This window comes from Pseudomonas sp. AC193, assembly GCF_979258075.1.
This window is the reverse complement of sequence record NZ_OZ409832.1, coordinates 4,130,870-4,148,244: the sequence shown is the minus strand read 5'-3', so window position 1 is coordinate 4,148,244 and position 17,375 is coordinate 4,130,870. Positions and strand designations below refer to the sequence as shown.

15 protein-coding genes and 1 pseudogene are annotated in these 17,375 nt (G+C 60.6%); 14 read left to right on the top strand and 2 right to left on the bottom strand.

Annotation, left to right across the window (positions count from 1 at the left end):
* The first annotated feature begins 384 nt into the window (after positions 1-384).
* The 14 genes and pseudogenes from ACZZ0D_RS18785 (at position 385) to ACZZ0D_RS18720 (ending at position 15,896) form a co-directional block, all read left to right on the top strand.
* Positions 385-1,947: a methyl-accepting chemotaxis protein gene (locus ACZZ0D_RS18785; protein WP_249342457.1), complete on the top strand. Its 1,563-nt coding sequence runs from the start codon at positions 385-387 to the stop codon at positions 1,945-1,947.
* On the top strand, positions 1,947-2,483 hold the full coding sequence (locus tag ACZZ0D_RS18780) for a chemotaxis protein CheW (protein WP_463553991.1): 537 nt from the start codon (positions 1,947-1,949) through the stop codon (positions 2,481-2,483). Before ACZZ0D_RS18785 ends, ACZZ0D_RS18780 begins: the two co-directional genes overlap by 1 nt.
* A complete protein-coding gene (locus ACZZ0D_RS18775; protein ID WP_463553990.1) occupies positions 2,480-3,751 on the top strand; it encodes a CheR family methyltransferase in 1,272 nt (423 codons plus the stop codon). The genes ACZZ0D_RS18780 and ACZZ0D_RS18775 overlap by 4 nt, the downstream gene beginning before the upstream one ends.
* Positions 3,748-4,431, top strand: coding sequence for a chemotaxis protein CheW (locus ACZZ0D_RS18770; protein WP_463553989.1), 684 nt, complete (start codon positions 3,748-3,750; stop codon positions 4,429-4,431). The genes ACZZ0D_RS18775 and ACZZ0D_RS18770 overlap by 4 nt, the downstream gene beginning before the upstream one ends.
* Positions 4,428-6,698, top strand: coding sequence for a response regulator (locus ACZZ0D_RS18765; protein WP_463553988.1), 2,271 nt, complete (start codon positions 4,428-4,430; stop codon positions 6,696-6,698). The genes ACZZ0D_RS18770 and ACZZ0D_RS18765 overlap by 4 nt, the downstream gene beginning before the upstream one ends.
* On the top strand, positions 6,695-7,705 hold the full coding sequence (gene cheB, locus ACZZ0D_RS18760) for a chemotaxis-specific protein-glutamate methyltransferase CheB (RefSeq protein WP_463553987.1): 1,011 nt from the start codon (positions 6,695-6,697) through the stop codon (positions 7,703-7,705). The genes ACZZ0D_RS18765 and cheB overlap by 4 nt, the downstream gene beginning before the upstream one ends.
* Before the next feature lie 48 nt (positions 7,706-7,753).
* On the top strand, positions 7,754-8,755 hold the full coding sequence (locus ACZZ0D_RS18755) for a diguanylate cyclase domain-containing protein (protein WP_463553986.1): 1,002 nt from the start codon (positions 7,754-7,756) through the stop codon (positions 8,753-8,755).
* A gap of 209 nt (positions 8,756-8,964) precedes the next feature.
* A pseudogene (locus tag ACZZ0D_RS18750) lies at positions 8,965-10,058 on the top strand (PCRF domain-containing protein); the annotation flags it as partial.
* A gap of 115 nt (positions 10,059-10,173) precedes the next feature.
* Positions 10,174-11,676 carry a lysine--tRNA ligase gene (gene lysS / locus ACZZ0D_RS18745; protein ID WP_053117529.1) on the top strand — a complete coding sequence of 501 codons (1,503 nt, stop codon included), beginning with the start codon at positions 10,174-10,176 and terminating at the stop codon, positions 11,674-11,676.
* A 105-nt stretch (positions 11,677-11,781) separates the two neighbouring features.
* A complete protein-coding gene (locus ACZZ0D_RS18740) occupies positions 11,782-12,495 on the top strand; it encodes a TetR/AcrR family transcriptional regulator (protein ID WP_053117532.1) in 714 nt (237 codons plus the stop codon).
* Positions 12,496-12,648: 153 nt separating this feature from the next.
* Positions 12,649-13,203: a hypothetical protein gene (locus ACZZ0D_RS18735; RefSeq protein ID WP_463553985.1), complete on the top strand. Its 555-nt coding sequence runs from the start codon at positions 12,649-12,651 to the stop codon at positions 13,201-13,203.
* 60 nt (positions 13,204-13,263) lie between these two features.
* The gene (locus tag ACZZ0D_RS18730; RefSeq protein WP_463554819.1) at positions 13,264-14,514 is read left to right on the top strand and encodes a flavohemoglobin expression-modulating QEGLA motif protein; all 1,251 of its coding nucleotides are present in this window, start codon (positions 13,264-13,266) and stop codon (positions 14,512-14,514) included.
* 150 nt (positions 14,515-14,664) lie between these two features.
* Positions 14,665-15,570: an alpha/beta hydrolase gene (locus ACZZ0D_RS18725; protein WP_053117543.1), complete on the top strand. Its 906-nt coding sequence runs from the start codon at positions 14,665-14,667 to the stop codon at positions 15,568-15,570.
* Positions 15,567-15,896 carry a hypothetical protein gene (locus ACZZ0D_RS18720; protein ID WP_053117545.1) on the top strand — a complete coding sequence of 110 codons (330 nt, stop codon included), beginning with the start codon at positions 15,567-15,569 and terminating at the stop codon, positions 15,894-15,896. Before ACZZ0D_RS18725 ends, ACZZ0D_RS18720 begins: the two co-directional genes overlap by 4 nt.
* A 139-nt stretch (positions 15,897-16,035) precedes the next feature.
* Here ACZZ0D_RS18720 and ACZZ0D_RS18715 read toward each other — a convergent pair whose 3' ends face one another.
* Together ACZZ0D_RS18715 and ACZZ0D_RS18710 are read right to left on the bottom strand one after the other, a co-directional pair.
* Entirely contained in the window at positions 16,036-16,824 is a 789-nt protein-coding gene (locus tag ACZZ0D_RS18715) for a lipotoxin F family OmpA-related protein LptF (RefSeq protein WP_053117547.1), read from the bottom strand.
* Positions 16,825-16,879: 55 nt separating this feature from the next.
* Complete coding sequence (locus ACZZ0D_RS18710; RefSeq protein WP_034154861.1) at positions 16,880-17,284, bottom strand: DUF4398 domain-containing protein; 405 nt, start codon at positions 17,282-17,284, stop codon at positions 16,880-16,882.
* Positions 17,285-17,375 lie beyond the last annotated feature (91 nt).

Here is a 17,375-nt window from a genome sequence, read left to right as displayed (position 1 = left end):
GGGCTTGCTCGCGAATGCGGTGTATCAGTTACCCAAAGTGTTGACTGACACGCCGCCTTCGCGAGCAAGCCCGCTCCCACTTTTGGTCGTGGTGGTCATTAGATTTTGGTTAGGCACCTGATGCAGTAGGGCCGTAATGGCCATTGCGTCGCCTCTTTTTGCCGTTTCATCGCTGGCACGCCCACCCCTGATTGTCGGACAGTCCCACCACAGAGCCTCCGGCCAACCCCGTCGGGCAGGCCCGGGGGTTAAAAAGCGTCTTATAAATGAAACACCGCCCTCGGCTATACTCCCCGCATTTCGACCTAGGCACGAGGAATCACTGTGAAGAACTGGACGTTGCGCCAACGCATTTTGGCGAGCTTTGCGGTGATTATCGCCATCATGTTGCTGATGGTCGTCGTCTCGTATTCGCGTTTGTTGAAGATCGAAGCCGGTGAGCAGAGCGTGCGACAGGACGCGGTGCCGGGCGTGTATTACAGCTCGATGATCCGCAGCGCCTGGGTCGACAGTTACCTGCAAACCCAGGAATTGCTGGGTCTGAAGCGGGGCCAGGGCATCAGCGCCGAAGACGCGGCGGACTTCAAGGCCTTCGAAGCGCGCCTCGATGAGCAGATGGCAAACTACCAAACCACCGTCACCACCGACGAGGACAAGGCCGAGTTCTCTGTCTTCAAACAGGACGTGCTCAATTACTTCAAGGTGCAGACGGCGGTGCTCGATCTGCATCAGCGCAACCAGGACGATGAAGCGGCGAAGATGTTCAACGAACAACTGACCCCCGCCTGGACGGCTGGCCGCATGAAGCTCAACGACATCATCCGCGAGAACAAGTCCGTCGCCGATGAAGCCATGAACAACATCGACGATGCCGTGGCCGCTGCGAAAGTCAGCATGGCCGTTTCCCTGCTGGTGGCGGTTTTGGCCGCAGCGGCCTGCGGTCTGCTGTTGATGCGCGCGATCATGGCGCCGATGAACCGCATCGTGAAAATCCTCGAAATCATGCGCACCGGCGACCTCAGCTCGCGCTTGAACCTCGATCGCAAAGACGAATTCGGCGCGGTGGAAACTGGCTTCAACGACATGATGACCGAGCTGACCTCGCTGGTGTCTCAAGCTCAGCGCTCATCGGTGCAGGTGACCACCTCGGTGACTGAAATCGCCGCCACTTCCAAACAGCAGCAAGCCACCGCCACCGAAACCGCCGCGACCACCACCGAAATCGGCGCGACCTCCCGCGAAATCGCCGCCACGTCGCGCGATCTGGTGCGCACCATGACTGAAGTCTCCACCGCTGCCGATCAGGCCTCGGTGGCCGCCGGCTCCGGCCAGCAAGGCCTCGCACGCATGGAAGACACCATGCACTCGGTAATGGGCGCCGCCGATCTGGTCAACGCCAAACTGGCGATCCTCAACGAGAAGGCCGGCAATATTAATCAGGTGGTGGTGACCATCGTCAAAGTGGCCGACCAGACCAACCTGCTCTCGCTCAACGCTGCGATCGAAGCCGAGAAGGCCGGTGAATACGGCCGTGGTTTTGCCGTGGTCGCCACCGAAGTGCGACGTCTGGCGGATCAGACTGCGGTCGCCACGTATGACATCGAACAAATGGTGCGCGAGATTCAGTCGGCGGTGTCGGCGGGTGTGATGGGCATGGACAAGTTCTCCGAAGAAGTGCGTCGCGGCATGTCGGAAGTGCAGCAGGTCGGCGAGCAACTGTCGCAGATCATTCATCAAGTGCAGGCGCTGGCGCCGCGCGTGTTGATGGTCAATGAAGGCATGCAGGCGCAAGCCACCGGCGCCGAGCAGATCAACCACGCGCTGGTGCAGTTGGGCGATGCCAGTAGCCAGACCGTCGAATCGTTGCGTCAGGCCAGTTTCGCCATCGACGAACTGAGCCAGGTGGCCGTCGGGCTGCGCAGCGGCGTCTCGCGATTTAAAGTCTGATGAGCGAAATCATCGCCAAACGCAACGTCGCCCCGGTGGCGAAGCAGGCGTTGTTCCTGCTGTTTCGCATTGGCAGCGAACGTTACGCGTTGCGCGCGACCGAGGTGGCGGAAGTGCTGCCGCGCCTGCCATTGAAACCGATCGCGCGGGCGCCGCAATGGGTCGCCGGGGTCTTCGCTTATCGTGGTGCGGTGGTGCCGGTGATTGACCTCAGCGCGCTGACATTCGGCCAACCGGCCGAGGCGCGCACCAGCACGCGACTGGTGCTGGTGCATTACCGCCCGGACGAGTCGCAGCCGGGGCAATGGCTCGGGCTGATTCTTGAACAGGCCACCGACACGCTGCGCTGCAACCCGCAGGATTTTCAGCCGTACGGCCTCGACAATCGCGAGGCGCCGTACCTCGGCCCGGTGCGCGAAGATGCGCAGGGGCTGGTGCAATGGGTGCGGGTCAACGATTTGCTCGATGACGGCGTGCGCGACTTGCTGTTCCCCGATCCGCCGCTGAGTCCGGCGCAGTTCGAGGGGCAGCCATGAGCAGCGATCAGCGCTTTTTCGACTTCCTCAAGGAGCGCATCGGCCTCGATGTGACCTCGGTGGGCCCGGCGATCATCGAGCGTGCGGTGCGTCAGCGCACCACGCTGTCGCAAGCGGCCAACGCCGAAGAATACTGGCAGTTGCTGCAAGGCTCGCGCGATGAACAGCAAGCGCTGATCGAAGCGGTGATCGTCCCGGAAACGTGGTTTTTCCGTTACCCGGAATCCTTCGCGACGCTGGGCAAACTGGCGCTGAAACGCCTTGGCGAGCTGAACAACATGCGTGCGCTGCGCATCCTCAGCCTGCCGTGTTCGACCGGCGAAGAACCTTATTCGATTGCCATGGCCTTGCTCGATGCCGGGCTCAAACCGCATCAATTCAAAGTCGACGGCATGGACGTCAGCCCGCTGTCGGTGGAAAAAGCCCGGCGCGCGCTGTACGGCAAAAACTCCTTTCGTGGCGATGAACTGACCTATCGCGAGCGCCATTTCAGTGCGCAACAGGACGGTCATTTGCTCAACGAAAATGTCCGCGAGCAGGTGCGTTTGCAGGTCGGCAACGTGCTTGATCCAACGCTGTGGGCCAGCGATCCGCCGTTCGATTTTGTGTTCTGTCGCAACCTGCTGATCTATTTCGACCAAGCGACGCAGAAGCAAGTGTTCGAAGTGCTCAAACGCCTCACCCATGACGACGGCGTGCTGTTTATCGGCCCGGCCGAGGGCAGCCTGCTCGGACGTCTGGGCATGCGTTCGATCGGCATCCCGCAGTCCTTCGCGTTCAGTCGTCACAGCGATCCGCATCCCGAGCCGCTGCCGACGCCGAAACCGGTCACGTTGCCGATCAGCCCACCGCCGCGCAGCACGCCGCCAACGCCGGTACGCAATCGGCCGTTCAGCGCAGTGACGCCAATGCCGACCACTCGTGCCAGCGCCAACCCGGACGCGGCAACGCTGCTGGCGAACATTGCCGCGCTGGCCAACGAAGGCAAAAGCGCCGAGGCCCGTGCCGCGTGCGAACAGTATTTGCGCACCCACGAACCGGTGGCGCAGGTGTTCTATTGGCTCGGTCTGCTCAGCGATGTCGCCGGTCTGACCCTTGAAGCCCAAGGCTTCTACCGCAAAGCTCTGTACCTCGAACCGCAACACCCCGAAGCGCTGATGCACCTGGCCGCATTGCTGCAGGCCCAGGGTGACAGCGCCGGTGCCAGACGATTGCAGGAGCGCGCTGCCCGCAGCGGCCGCACCGCCGACAGTGAGCGTAAACGATGATCGCGTCCGACACCTTGAACGTCACCCACGAAGACGCCCGGGCCATCGACGATTGCTGGAACCGCATCGGCATCCATGGCGACAAGTCCTGTCCGCTGCTGGAAGAACACATTCATTGCCGCAACTGCTCGGTGTATTCCGCCGCCGCCACGCGATTGCTCGACCGTTACTCGTTGCAGCAGGATGAGCGCGATCCGGTCGCCAGCGTGGTTGAAACCGACGTCAAAACCCGTTCGTTGCTGATGTTCCGTCTCGGCGAAGAATGGCTAGGGCTAGCGACGCGCAGTCTGGTCGAAGTGGCGCCGATGCAGGCGATCCACTCGTTGCCGCACCAGCGTTCGCGCGCCTTGCTCGGCGTGGCCAACGTGCGCGGCGCGTTGGTGGCGTGTCTGTCGCTGGTTGAGTTGCTTGATCTGGACGCCAATGCCGTGCCGGTCAGCACCGGGCGGGTGATGCCGCGCATGCTGATCATCGCCGCCCATGGCGGGCCGGTGGTGGTGCCGGTGGATGAAGTCGACGGCATACATGCCATCGACGAGCGCATCCTTGATGCCGCCTCGCAATCCGGGGCGCAGGCCAGTGCCAAATATACCCGTGGCGTCCTGCAGTTTTGCGGTCGCAGCCTGCGTTGGCTGGATGAAGAACAGTTGCTGTCCGCCGTGACCCGGAGCCTCACATGACCCCCGATCAGATGCGCGACGCTTCCTTGCTGGAGCTGTTCAGCCTCGAAGCCGAAGCGCAGACCCAAGTTCTCAGCACCGGGCTGTTGGCGCTGGAACGCAATCCGACCCAGGCCGATCAACTTGAATCGTGCATGCGCGCGGCGCACTCGCTCAAAGGCGCGGCGCGGATTGTCGGCATCGACAGCGGCGTCAGCGTCGCCCATGTGATGGAGGATTGTCTGGTCAGCGCGCAGGAAGGGCGATTGTTGCTGCGTCCGGAACACATCGATGCGTTGTTGCAGGGCACCGATCTGTTGATGCGCATTGCGACGCCGGCGAATGCGCCGCAACCGCGCGATATCGAAGCGTACGTGGCCTTGATGGGGCAGTTGCTCGATCCGTCAGCGCTGCCAAGTGCCGTCGCTGCGCCGGTGATGGCCGAGTTGCAACTCGAAGCGCCGCCTGCGCCTGCTTTCGAACCGCCGGTTGAAACGCCCGAGCCCACGCCACAGAAAAGCCGACGCACCACCGAGGGTGGCGAACGCGTGCTGCGCGTGACCGCCGAACGCCTCAACAGCCTGCTCGATCTGTCGAGTAAATCGCTGGTCGAAACCCAGCGCCTCAAGCCGCATCTGGCGACCATGCAGCGCCTCAAGCGCATGCAGAACAACGGCCTGCGCGCGCTGGAAAATCTCAACGTGCACCTCAAGGAACACGCGCTGAGCCTTGAGGCGCTGGAAGCTCTGGAAGATGCGCGGCGCTTGCTCGCTGAATCGCAGCAACTGCTGAGCGAGAAAAACGCCGAACTCGACGAGTTCGCCTGGCAGGCCAGCCAGCGCGCGCAAGTGCTTTACGACACTGCGTTGGCCTGCCGCATGCGCCCGTTCGCCGACGTGCTCACCGGTCAGGTGCGCATGGTGCGTGATCTGGGCCGCAGTCTCGGCAAACAGGTGCGGCTGGAGATCGAAGGCGAGAAGACCCAGGTCGACCGCGACGTACTGGAAAAACTCGAAGCACCGCTAACGCATTTGCTGCGCAACGCGGTCGATCACGGCATCGAAACCCCGGAGCAGCGCCTGCTCAAGGGCAAATCCGAGGAAGGCCTGATCCGTCTGCGCGCCTCGCATCAGGCCGGTTTGCTGGTGCTGGAGCTGAGCGATGACGGCAACGGCGTCGATCTGGAAAAAGTGCGCCGCAGCATTATTGAACGGCAGTTATCCCCAGCCGAAACCGCCGCGCAGTTGAGCGAAGAAGAACTGCTGACGTTCCTGTTTCTGCCCGGTTTCAGCCTGCGCGACACGGTCACCGAAGTCTCCGGCCGTGGCGTCGGCCTCGACGCGGTGCAGCACATGGTGCGCCAGTTGCGCGGCGCGGTAGAGCTGGAGCAAACGGCGGGCGAGGGCAGTCGCTTCCATCTGGAGGTGCCGCTGACCCTGTCGGTGGTGCGCAGTCTGGTGGTGGAAGTCGGCGAGGAGGCCTACGCCTTTCCGCTCGCGCACATAGAACGCATGTGCGATCTGGAGCCCGAAGACATCGTGCAGGTCGAAGGTCGCCAGCATTTCTGGCACGAAGGCCGGCATGTCGGGCTGGTTGCGGCGAGTCAATTGCTCAATCGCCCGGCCAGCCAGAACAGCGGCGAAACCCTGAAAGTCGTGGTGATCCGCGAGCGCGACGCGATTTATGGCGTGGCCGTGGAGCGCTTCATTGGCGAGCGCACCTTGGTGGTCTTGCCACTCGACGAACGTCTGGGCAAAGTGCAGGACATCTCCGCCGGGGCCTTGCTCGACGACGGTTCGGTGGTGTTGATCGTCGACGTTGAGGACATGCTGCGTTCGGTGGACAAACTGCTCAATACCGGGCGCCTTGAGCGCATCGCCCGCCATGGCAATCAGGCTGTGGAAGCGGCGCGCAAACGCGTGCTGGTGGTCGACGATTCGCTGACCGTACGCGAGTTGCAACGCAAGCTGCTGCTCAATCGCGGCTACGACGTTGCGGTGGCGGTGGACGGTATGGACGGCTGGAACGCCCTGCGCTCCGAGGATTTTGATTTGCTGATTACCGACATCGACATGCCGCGCATGGACGGCATCGAGCTGGTCACCTTGCTGCGCCGCGACAACCGTCTGCAATCGCTGCCGGTGATGGTTGTATCGTACAAGGATCGTGAAGAGGATCGCCGCCGTGGACTGGACGCCGGGGCGGACTATTATTTAGCCAAAGCCAGTTTTCATGACGACGCCCTGCTCGACGCAGTGGTCGAGCTCATCGGGGGAGCGCGGGCATGAAGATCGCAATCGTCAACGACATGCCGATGGCGGTGGAGGTGCTGCGCCGTGCGCTGGCCTTCGAGCCGGCGCATCAGGTGGTCTGGGTCGCCCGCAACGGCGCCGAGGCGGTGCAACTGTGCGCCGAAAACACCCCGGATCTGATCCTCATGGATCTGATCATGCCGGTGATGGACGGCGTCGAAGCCACACGGCGGATCATGGCCGAAACGCCGTGCGCGATCGTGATTGTCACGGTTGATCGCCAGCAGAACGTCCATCGCGTGTTCGAGGCCATGGGCCATGGCGCGTTGGACGTGGTCGACACCCCGGCGCTCGGTGCGGGTGACGCACGGGAAGCGGCGGCGCCGTTGCTGCGCAAGATCCTTAATATTGGCTGGCTGATCGGCGACAAGGCACCGCGCTCGCGCCCGGCACCGACACCTCCGCGCAGCTCGGGCTCGCGCCAGCGACTGGTGGCGATCGGTTCATCGGCGGGTGGCCCGGCAGCGCTGGAAGTCTTGCTCAAAGGCCTGCCGCGGGACTTCTCGGCGGCGATTGTGCTGGTGCAGCACGTCGATCAGGTGTTCGCCGCCGGCATGGCCGAATGGCTGGCCAGCGCCAGCGGCCTCGATGTGCGTCTGGCCCGCGAAGGCGAGCCGCCGCAAGCCGGCACGGTGCTGCTGGCCGGCACCAACCACCATATTCGTTTGCTCAAAAACGGCACGCTGGCCTACACCGCCGAACCGGTCAACGAGATCTACCGACCCTCGATCGACGTGTTTTTCGAGAGTGTCGCCAGCTACTGGAATGGCGATGCGGTCGGGGTTTTATTGACCGGGATGGGACGCGACGGGGCGCAAGGGCTTAAGCTTTTGCGCCAACAGGGTTATCTGACCATCGCGCAGGATCAGCAAAGCAGTGCGGTGTACGGCATGCCCAAGGCCGCCGCCGCGATCGATGCCGCCGTAGAAATCCGCCCCTTGGAAAAGATAGCGCCACGATTGCTGGAGATTTTCCCCAAATGAACCGATTTATCCGCAATCCTGGCCCCCGCAGTACTCAGGTGACCGCCCATGACTGATTTACAGATCGACGACATTAAAACCGACGAAAACGCCGCCATGGTGTTGTTGGTGGACGATCAGGCGATGATCGGCGAAGCCGTGCGCCGTGGGCTGTCGAATGAGGAAAACATCGACTTCCACTTCTGCTCCGACCCGCATCAGGCCATCGCCCAGGCGGTGCGGATCAAGCCGACGGTGATCCTCCAGGATCTGGTGATGCCCGGCCTCGACGGCCTGAGCCTGGTGCGCGAATACCGCAATCACCCGGCGACCAAGGACATCCCGATCATCGTCCTGTCGACCAAGGAAGACCCGCTGATCAAGAGCGCGGCGTTCTCGGCCGGGGCCAACGATTATCTGGTGAAACTGCCGGACACCATCGAACTGGTGGCGCGGATCCGCTATCACTCGCGCTCGTACATGACGTTGCTGCAGCGCGATGCGGCATACCGCGCGCTGCGGGTCAGTCAGCAACAGTTGCTCGACACCAATCTGGTGCTGCAACGCTTGATGAACTCCGATGGCCTGACCGGGCTGTCCAACCGTCGCCATTTCGACGAGTACCTTGAACTGGAATGGCGCCGCTCGTTGCGTGATCAGAGCCAGTTGTCGTTGCTGATGATCGACGTTGACTACTTCAAGTCCTACAACGACAGTTTTGGCCACGTTGAAGGGGATGAAGCGTTGCGCAAAGTGGCAACGGCGATCCGCGACGCCAGTGCGCGACCGTCGGACTTGCCGGCGCGCTATGGCGGCGAAGAGTTTGCGCTGGTGCTGCCGAACACCTCGCCGGGAGGGGCGCGGTTGGTGGCGGAGAAGCTGCGGCAGACCGTGGCGTCGCTGAAAATCCCGCACAACACCCCGACGGAAGGCGTAAGCCTGACCATCAGCATTGGTCTGGCGACCATGGTGCCGCAGTCGGGCACGGATTGCCGGTTGCTGATTTCGGCGGCAGATCGTGGCCTGTACCTGGCCAAAAACAATGGCCGCAACCAGGTCGGGATCGAATAACCACCGCAATCCCCTGTAGGAGCTGCCGAAGGCTGCGATCTTTTGATCTGTTTTTAAAATCAAAGTCAAAAGATCGCAGCCTTCGGCGGCTCCTACAGGTGAAAGGCGTCAAGTGAATCGCCGCCACACCCGCCAGACGGGCTGCCGTCACAGCCTGATTACGTTATACTCGCCGGCTTTCAAAAGTTCGCCAACGAGTGCTGCCCGTCATGGAAATCAACCCGATCCTGAACACCATCAAGGACCTGTCCGAGCGCTCCGAAACTATTCGGGGGTATCTTTGACTACGATCAAAAGCATGAGCGTCTGACTGAAGTCAATCGCGAGCTTGAAGATCCGAGTGTCTGGAACAAACCTGAATACGCCCAGGAGCTGGGCCGCGAGCGTTCGGCGCTGGCGCAGATCGTCGACACCCTCGATGAACTGAACGCCGGCCTGGCCGATTGCCGCGATCTGCTGGACATGGCCGTCGAAGAAAACGACGAAGGCGCAGTGGGCGATGTCGTCGCCGAACTGGCCCGTCTCGAAGAAAATCTGGCCAAGCTGGAATTCCGCCGCATGTTCAGCCATGAAATCGGACCCGAACAACGCCTACCTGGACATCCAGGCCGGTTCCGGCGGCACCGAAGCGCAAGACTGGGCCAACATCCTCCTGCGCATGTACCTGCGCTGGGCGGATAAGCGCGGTTTCGACGCGACTATCATGGAATTGTCGGCCGGTGAAGTCGCCGGTATCAAAGGTGCGACCGTGCACATCAAGGGCGAATACGCCTTTGGCTGGCTGCGCACCGAGATCGGCGTGCACCGTCTGGTGCGCAAGAGCCCGTTCGACTCCGGCAACCGTCGTCACACCTCGTTCTCCGCGGTTTTCGTCTCGCCAGAGATCGATGACAAGGTGGAAATCGAAATCAACCCGGCAGACTTGCGGATCGACACCTATCGTTCCTCGGGTGCCGGTGGTCAGCACGTAAACACCACCGACTCGGCCGTACGTATTACTCACGTACCGACCAACACCGTGGTCAGCTGCCAGAACGAACGTTCCCAGCACGCCAACAAGGACACCGCCATGAAAATGCTGCGGGCCAAGTTGTACGAGCAGGAAATGCAGAAACGCAACGCCGCGTCGCAAGCGCTGGAAGACACCAAGTCCGATATCGGCTGGGGTCACCAGATTCGCTCGTACGTGCTCGATGCGTCGCGGATCAAGGATCTGCGCACCAACATCGAACGCAGCGACTGCGACAAGGTACTCGACGGCGACATCGACGAATACCTGTATGCCAGCCTGAAATCAGGGCTGTAAAAGACGCAATACAGGGCGACTGATTCACCTCGATCCCTGTAGGAGCCAGCCTGCTGGCGATCCCCGGGCCGCAAGGCCCGGAGGCAATGAACCTGATGGAATATCTAAAGACATGAGCGACCAACAACTCGACCCGCAAGCCCTGCAACAGGAAGAAAACTCCCTGATCGCCCTGCGCAAGGAAAAGCTGGCTGCCGAGCGCGCCAAGGGCAACGCCTTCCCGAACGACTTCCGCCGCGAAAACTACTGTGAAGATCTGCAGAAGAAATACGCGGACAAGACCAAGGAAGAGCTGGCAGAGGCTGCAATCCCGGTCAAGGTTGCCGGTCGCATCATGCTCAACCGTGGCTCGTTCATGGTGATTCAGGACATGACCGGTCGCATTCAGGTCTACGTCAACCGTAAAACCCTGTCGGAAGACACCCTGGCCGCGGTGAAAACCTGGGACATGGGCGACATCATTGCCGCCGAAGGCACCCTGGCGCGTTCCGGCAAGGGCGACCTGTACGTTGAAATGACCAATGTGCGTCTGCTGACTAAATCGCTGCGTCCGCTGCCAGACAAACACCACGGCCTGACCGACACCGAACAGCGCTACCGTCAGCGTTACGTTGACCTGATCGTCAACGAAGAAGTGCGCCAGACCTTCCGCGTACGTTCGCAAGTGATCGCGCACATCCGCAGCTTCCTGATGAAGCGCGACTTCCTCGAAGTCGAAACGCCGATGCTGCAGACCATTCCGGGCGGCGCTGCGGCCAAGCCGTTCGAAACCCACCACAACGCGCTGGACATGGAAATGTTCCTGCGTATCGCCCCGGAGCTGTACCTGAAGCGTCTGGTGGTTGGTGGTTTTGAAAAGGTTTTCGAGATCAACCGCAACTTCCGTAACGAAGGCGTTTCGACGCGTCACAACCCTGAATTCACCATGTTGGAGTTCTATCAGGCGTACGCCGATTACGAAGACAACATGGACCTGACCGAAGAACTGTTCCGTGAACTGGCGCAGCTGGTTCTGGGCAGCACCGACGTGCCGTACGGCGACAAGGTGTTCCACTTCGGCGAGCCGTTTGTACGTCTGTCGGTATTCGACTCGATCCTCAAGTACAACCCTGAGCTGACTGCCGATGATCTGAACGACATCGACAAGGCCCGCGCCATCGCCAAGAAGGCCGGCGCCAAGGTGCTGGGCTTCGAAGGTCTGGGCAAGCTGCAGGTGATGATTTTCGAAGAACTGGTCGAGCACAAGCTGGAACAGCCGCACTTCATCACTCAGTACCCGTTCGAAGTGTCGCCGCTGGCTCGCCGTAACGACGACAACCCGAACGTCACCGACCGCTTCGAGCTGTTCATCGGTGGCCGTGAAATCGCCAACGCCTACTCCGAGTTGAACGACGCGGAAGACCAGGCCGAGCGCTTCATGGCGCAGGTGGCCGACAAGGACGCCGGCGACGACGAAGCCATGCACTACGACGCCGACTTCGTTCGCGCGCTGGAGTACGGCATGCCGCCAACGGCGGGTGAAGGCATCGGCATCGACCGACTGGTGATGTTGCTGACCAACTCGCCGTCGATCCGCGATGTGATCCTGTTCCCGCACATGCGACCGCAAGCGTAAACGTTTCAGTTAAAAAGCCGCCTAAAACAGGCGGCTTTTTATTGCCTGTCTGGTACAAATGTATCAATTGGTTACTTTGGAATTAGCAGAGGAAGTCCGGTCGTGATGGGTGCAATAGCTCAAGAAGGTGCAGCGGGTATCGCCACTGCGGTCGCTGAAAGTGTTCAGTACCAGGGTCGCAAGGCCAGCCGACAGGGCAGTGAGCAGCGTCGACAGGACATTCTCGACGCGGCGATGCGCATTGTCGTGCGTGATGGCGTGCGCGCCGTGCGTCATCGTGCGGTGGCGGCCGAGGCCGGTGTGCCGCTGTCGGCGACTACGTATTACTTCAAGGACATCGATGACCTGCTCACCGATACCTTCGCGCAATACGTCGAGCGTAGCGCGGAATACATGGCCAAGTTGTGGAACAACAACGAAGGCCTGTTGCGTGAGATGGTCGTCAGCGGCGATGGCAGCCCGGAGTCGCGTTCGCAACTGGCGGACGACATTGCGCGGTTGATGGCCGACTATGTGCACCGGCAGTTGGTCAACCGTCGCGAGCATTTGATGGCCGAGCAGGCGTTCCGACAGGAAGCGTTGCTTAACCCGGGGCTGGCGATTCTGGTGCGCTCGCATCAGCAGATTCTGTTGCAGGGCACCTGCCAGTTGTTTCAGGTGCTGGGCTCGCGTGAGCCGCAGCAAGATGCCAAGGTGTTGACGGCGATTATCGGACGGATGGAATATCAAGGCCTGCTCAACGACGCCGAGCCTTTGGCCGAAGAAGACATGCTCGGCATTCTGACGCGCTACATGCACCTGGTGCTTGCGTCGGTGTAATCGGCTGTTGCTTCACCCTGTGGGAGCGAGCCTGCTCGCGAATGCGGTCAGACATTCAACATCTTTGTTGCTGACACACCGCTTTCGCGAGCAGGCTCGCTCCCACAGGGGGCAGTGTTCATTTGAAGGCCGTATGTTCATAGGGAGTATCGAATGAAAGCCTGGCGTAGCGTGCTGATCGCCTTGTCGTTCCTGCTGCTCAGTGGCTGTCTGGTGACGTTCAAGGAGCCGCTGACCGCCAGTGACCCGGCGCCCAAAGGTTTGCTCGGCAAATGGTCGAGCACCAACGCCTGGGGTGAACCGATGAACCTCGAGCTGACGCGCCTGGGCAATGATCGCTATCAGGCGGTCGCGTATTTCAAAGCCAAACCCCGCGAACGCGAAGCCTATCCGTTCACCGTCTCGCGCCACGGCAACCGCTGGTACTTGTCGGCAAAAGTCCCGGCGCAGTACGGCGGCCACTTCACCATCGCCGGTTTCGAGCTCACCGACAAACACGAATTGGTGGTCTACAACCTCGATCTCGAACAGATCAATCAAGCGATCAAGCAAAAAGCCCTCGACGGTCAGGCCTTCCAGACCGACGATGGCGACGGCGTGCAGGTCGACAGCAGCCTCGACAAGGTCTTTGCTTACCTCGATGATCCGGCCAATTCCGATGTCTTCGTCGAGGCCGTGCGCTACCAGCGCCAGGCCCGCGCCAAATAAATTCAGTACGTCACGTATCTACAGGAGTTTCGGGTGGACGATTACCAGCAGACGATACGCATGTTGTCCGACCGCATTGTGCTGGCGCAAACGCCGATCCGTGTCCTCGACGCGGTCAAGTGGGACGAGAACATCCGCAAGGGTTTTCTCAAGGCCAAAGGCAAGGAAATGCCGGCGATCGACCGCGACTACTACCTCAATCGCCCACTGAGTTTCGATTCGAGCAAGGTCAAACTGGAATTCCAGAACATCGAGCGCGACATCACCCGCCAACTCGGCCAGTTCAACCCGGTCGGGCAGATCATGCGGCGCATGTGCAAGGAATACCGCATGGTCGTGCGCATGCTCGAAGCGCGCGGCACTGAGGATTTCGGTCTGATCTCGCAAGAGCTGTATGGCGCCGCGTCCGATGCGTTCCATGCCGGTGACCCGACCCTGGCCGACCTTGGCCTGATGATGTCCGACTACCTCAACAACATCGACGGCCGTGGCGACCTGAAGGATGAGCCGAAAACCCTCACCGCCAAAGACGCCGTGCACCTGTTGCAGACGCGTCTGAACAAGGTTTTTGGCGAGGCCGAGGAAACCATTCGCGTGTTCGAGTCCGACGGCATCGTCGCTGACGCGGCGGCGGGCGCGGATTACATCAAGATCCGCACCGACGCGATGTTCAACGATCGCGACGTGCGCGCGCTGGAAGTTCACGAAGGGCTGGTACACGTCGGCACCACGCTCAACGGTTTGAATCAGCCGATTTGCACCTTCCTCTCCAAAGGCCCGCCGTCGTCGACGGTGACCCAGGAAGGTCTGGCGATCCTGATGGAGATCATCACCTTCGCCTCCTACCCGAGCCGCCTGCGCAAACTGACCAACCGCACCCGCGCGATTCACATGGTCGAGGAGGGCGCCGACTTTTTGCAGGTGTTCGAGTTCTTCCGCGAGCAGGGCTTCGAGATGGCGGAAAGCTACGGCAACGCCAGTCGAGTGTTCCGTGGATCGACGCCGACGGGGCTGCCATTCACCAAAGACTTGTCCTATCTCAAGGGCTTTATCATGGTTTACAACTACATTCAGTTGGCCGTGCGTAAGGGCAAGTTAGAGCAGATCCCGCTGTTGTTCTGCGGCAAGACCACGCTGGAAGACATGCGTACCTTGCGTCAGTTGGTGGATGAAGGGCTGGTGGTGGCGCCGAAGTACTTGCCGGATCAGTTCCGTGATTTGAACGCGTTGTCGGCGTGGATGTGCTTCTCCAACTTCCTCAATCACCTGAGCCTGGGCCGGATCGAAGCGGACTACTCCAACATCCTCTGACCCAAACACAAATCCCCCTGTGGGAGCGGGCTTGCTCGCGAAGGCGGCGTGTCAGGCAACTGATATTTTGAATGTTCAACTGCATTCGCGAGCAAGCCCGCTCCCACATTGGATTGATGTTTATTGCACTTTTTTGCGAGGTTTCACCGGATGAGAATCCTCGGCATTTTCTGCCTGCTCCTGACCCTCAGCGGTTGCAGCTCGTTATTGTTCTACCCCGAACCGGGCCAGATCTTCACCCCGGAAAAAGCCAAGCTCGAATACCGCACCGTCACCCTGGTCACCGCCGATGGCTTGAAGCTCAACGCCTGGTGGCTACCGGCCAAGCCCGGCGTCGAGGTCAAAGGCACCGTCCTGCACCTGCACGGCAACGGCGGCAATTTGCCGATGCATCTGGGCGGCAGTTGGTGGTTGCCGAAGAACGGCTATCAAGTGCTGCTGGTCGACTATCGCGGTTATGGCTTGTCCGAGGGCGAGCCGAGTTTGCCGGCGATCTATCAGGACATCGACGCCGCGTTCGCCTGGCTGGACAAGGCACCCGAGGTCAAAGGCAAGCCGCTGGTGCTGCTCGGCCAGAGCCTTGGCGGATCGATGGCCGTGCATTGGCTGGTGCAGCATCCGGAGCGGCAGAAGCAGCTGAAGGCGCTGGTGCTTGATGGCGTGCCTGCCAGTTACCGCAGCGTCGGCCAATACGCGCTGAGCACGTCGTGGCTGACCTGGCCATTTCAGGTACCGCTGTCGTGGCTGGTGCCGGATGGCGACAGTGCGATCAACTCGATGCCGCAGCTGAATGGCGTGCCGAAGCTGATCTTCCACAGCATCGACGATCCGCTGGTACCGCTTTCCAACGGCATCCGTCTGTATCAAGCTGCGCCGCCACCGCGCGTGCTGCAACTGACTCGCGGCGGCCACGTGCAGACCTTCGGCGACCCGGTGTGGCGCCAGGTGATGCTGCGCTATCTGGAAGATCCCGAACATTTCAACGGCCTGCGCCGCCTCGGTGAAATCCCCAATTACCCGACACCCCCGAATTCTGAAGATGAGAGTCCGCAATGACTGAAGAACGCAACGCCATCCCGCTGATCATCACCGGTATCTGCAGCATCCTCGGCACCGTCGGGGCGCTGTGGTACTACGGTTACCTGCACTTCGCCAAACCCGAGGATGCGTTGCTGCTCAACGAATTCACCATGCTCAAGACCGTGCCGGGGGAGGATTACAAAGTTTCGCTGGAGCCGGCAGCGCAAGTGGCGCAGTGCATTGATGGCGTGCTGGTGTTGTTTGATACCGAGCAGAAAGGTTTGACCGGTGTGCTGATCAACGCACAGAAAAAAGCCGTGCGCTGCATGGGTGAAGAGACCCCGCAAAAACTCCAGCCTTAAAAGCAAAAGATCGCAGCCTTCGGCAGCTCCTACATTGGAATGCGTTCCCTGTAGGAGCCGCCGAAGGCTGCGATCTTTTGATCTGAAAAAAAGCCCCGCCTGATCACTCAGGCGGGGCTTTTGCGTTACAGCCTACAGCTTAGTTCGAGCTAACAGCCGAACGTGGCACAACCGGCTGGTTGTCGTTGGAAATGGTCACTTCCACACGACGGTTTTGCGCACGGCCCGAAGCGTTGCTGTTCTCGGCAACCGGGTATTCCTTGCCATAACCCTGAGCGACGATGCGCGCTGGATCAACGCCCATTTTTACCAGTGCGGTACGCACGGAGTTGGCGCGACGCTCAGACAGGGTCTGGTTGTGGCTGGCAGTACCGGTGCTGTCGGTGTAACCCTCGACGATCACTTTGCGATCCGGGTTTTCCTGAAGGAACTGCGCCAGTTTGTTGATGTTGACCAGACCGCTGGATTTCAGGTCAGCACGGTCGGTAGCGAACAGCACGTCACCGAAAGTCACCAGCGTACCGCGATCGGTCTGCTTGGCGTTCAGGCTGTCCTGCAGTTGTTTGATCTGCTGATCACGGGCATCCAGACGCGCTTGAGCACGTTGGGCAGCGGCGTTTTTCAGGTTGTTTTCAGCGGTGCGCAGGGCGATGGTCTGCTTGGCCACTTCTACGCGCTGATTGGTCAGGTAAGCCAGTTGGTCAACCTTGGCCGCGTCTTGCTTGTCCAGATAAGCCTTGTCGGCTTTGTCCAGGTAATCGCTGGCGTCTTTGGTTTCCAGCGCTGCGACTTTGCTCGCCTGCGGGTTGGCTTGCAGGCCGGCGTAGTTGGTGCGCGCGTTTTCCAGATTCGGGTTAGGCGGAGTGGAGCAGGCAGCCAGGGCAACGCTTGCGGCCAGAAGAGCTGGGATCATCAGTTGCTTACGCATAATTTGTCGTCCTTTCTATCGATAAAAGTTTCAGCTTTGCGGTCGGGATGCGCGCTTATTGCACGGTGCGCTGACTTTCCTGACGCAGTTCCTGAACACCTTTCTGGGAATCCTTCACGGCTTGTTCAGCCTTGGCTGCCTGAGCTTTGCGTTCGGCTACGCGAGCGTCCCACTCGGCTTGCTCGGACAGGGTGCGCGCCTCGTCATACTTCTTGTCGTGCATGGCGATTTCGGCTTGTTTCAGTTTGTCCTGCGCTTGCTTCATCTCGACCGCTGCGAACTCGGTACCGCCAGCGCTGACGGCGCTGTTCACGGCCGATTGCGTCACGGCGTATTGCTCGGTCGGTGGATTACCGGCGCAACCGGCCAGAACGAAGCTGGTGCCGATCGCCAGAGCAGCCAGTTTCAGACCGCGCAGGTGGGTAAACGAGGTTTGGTTTTTCATGGTCTTCAACTCCATTAGGCATCTCCTGAAAACATCTAAATCCATCCTGGTCGAGGAGCCGAAAAGCGTCGTGTGAAAGGCGTTTTTGAAACGCTCGTTCCAGGCG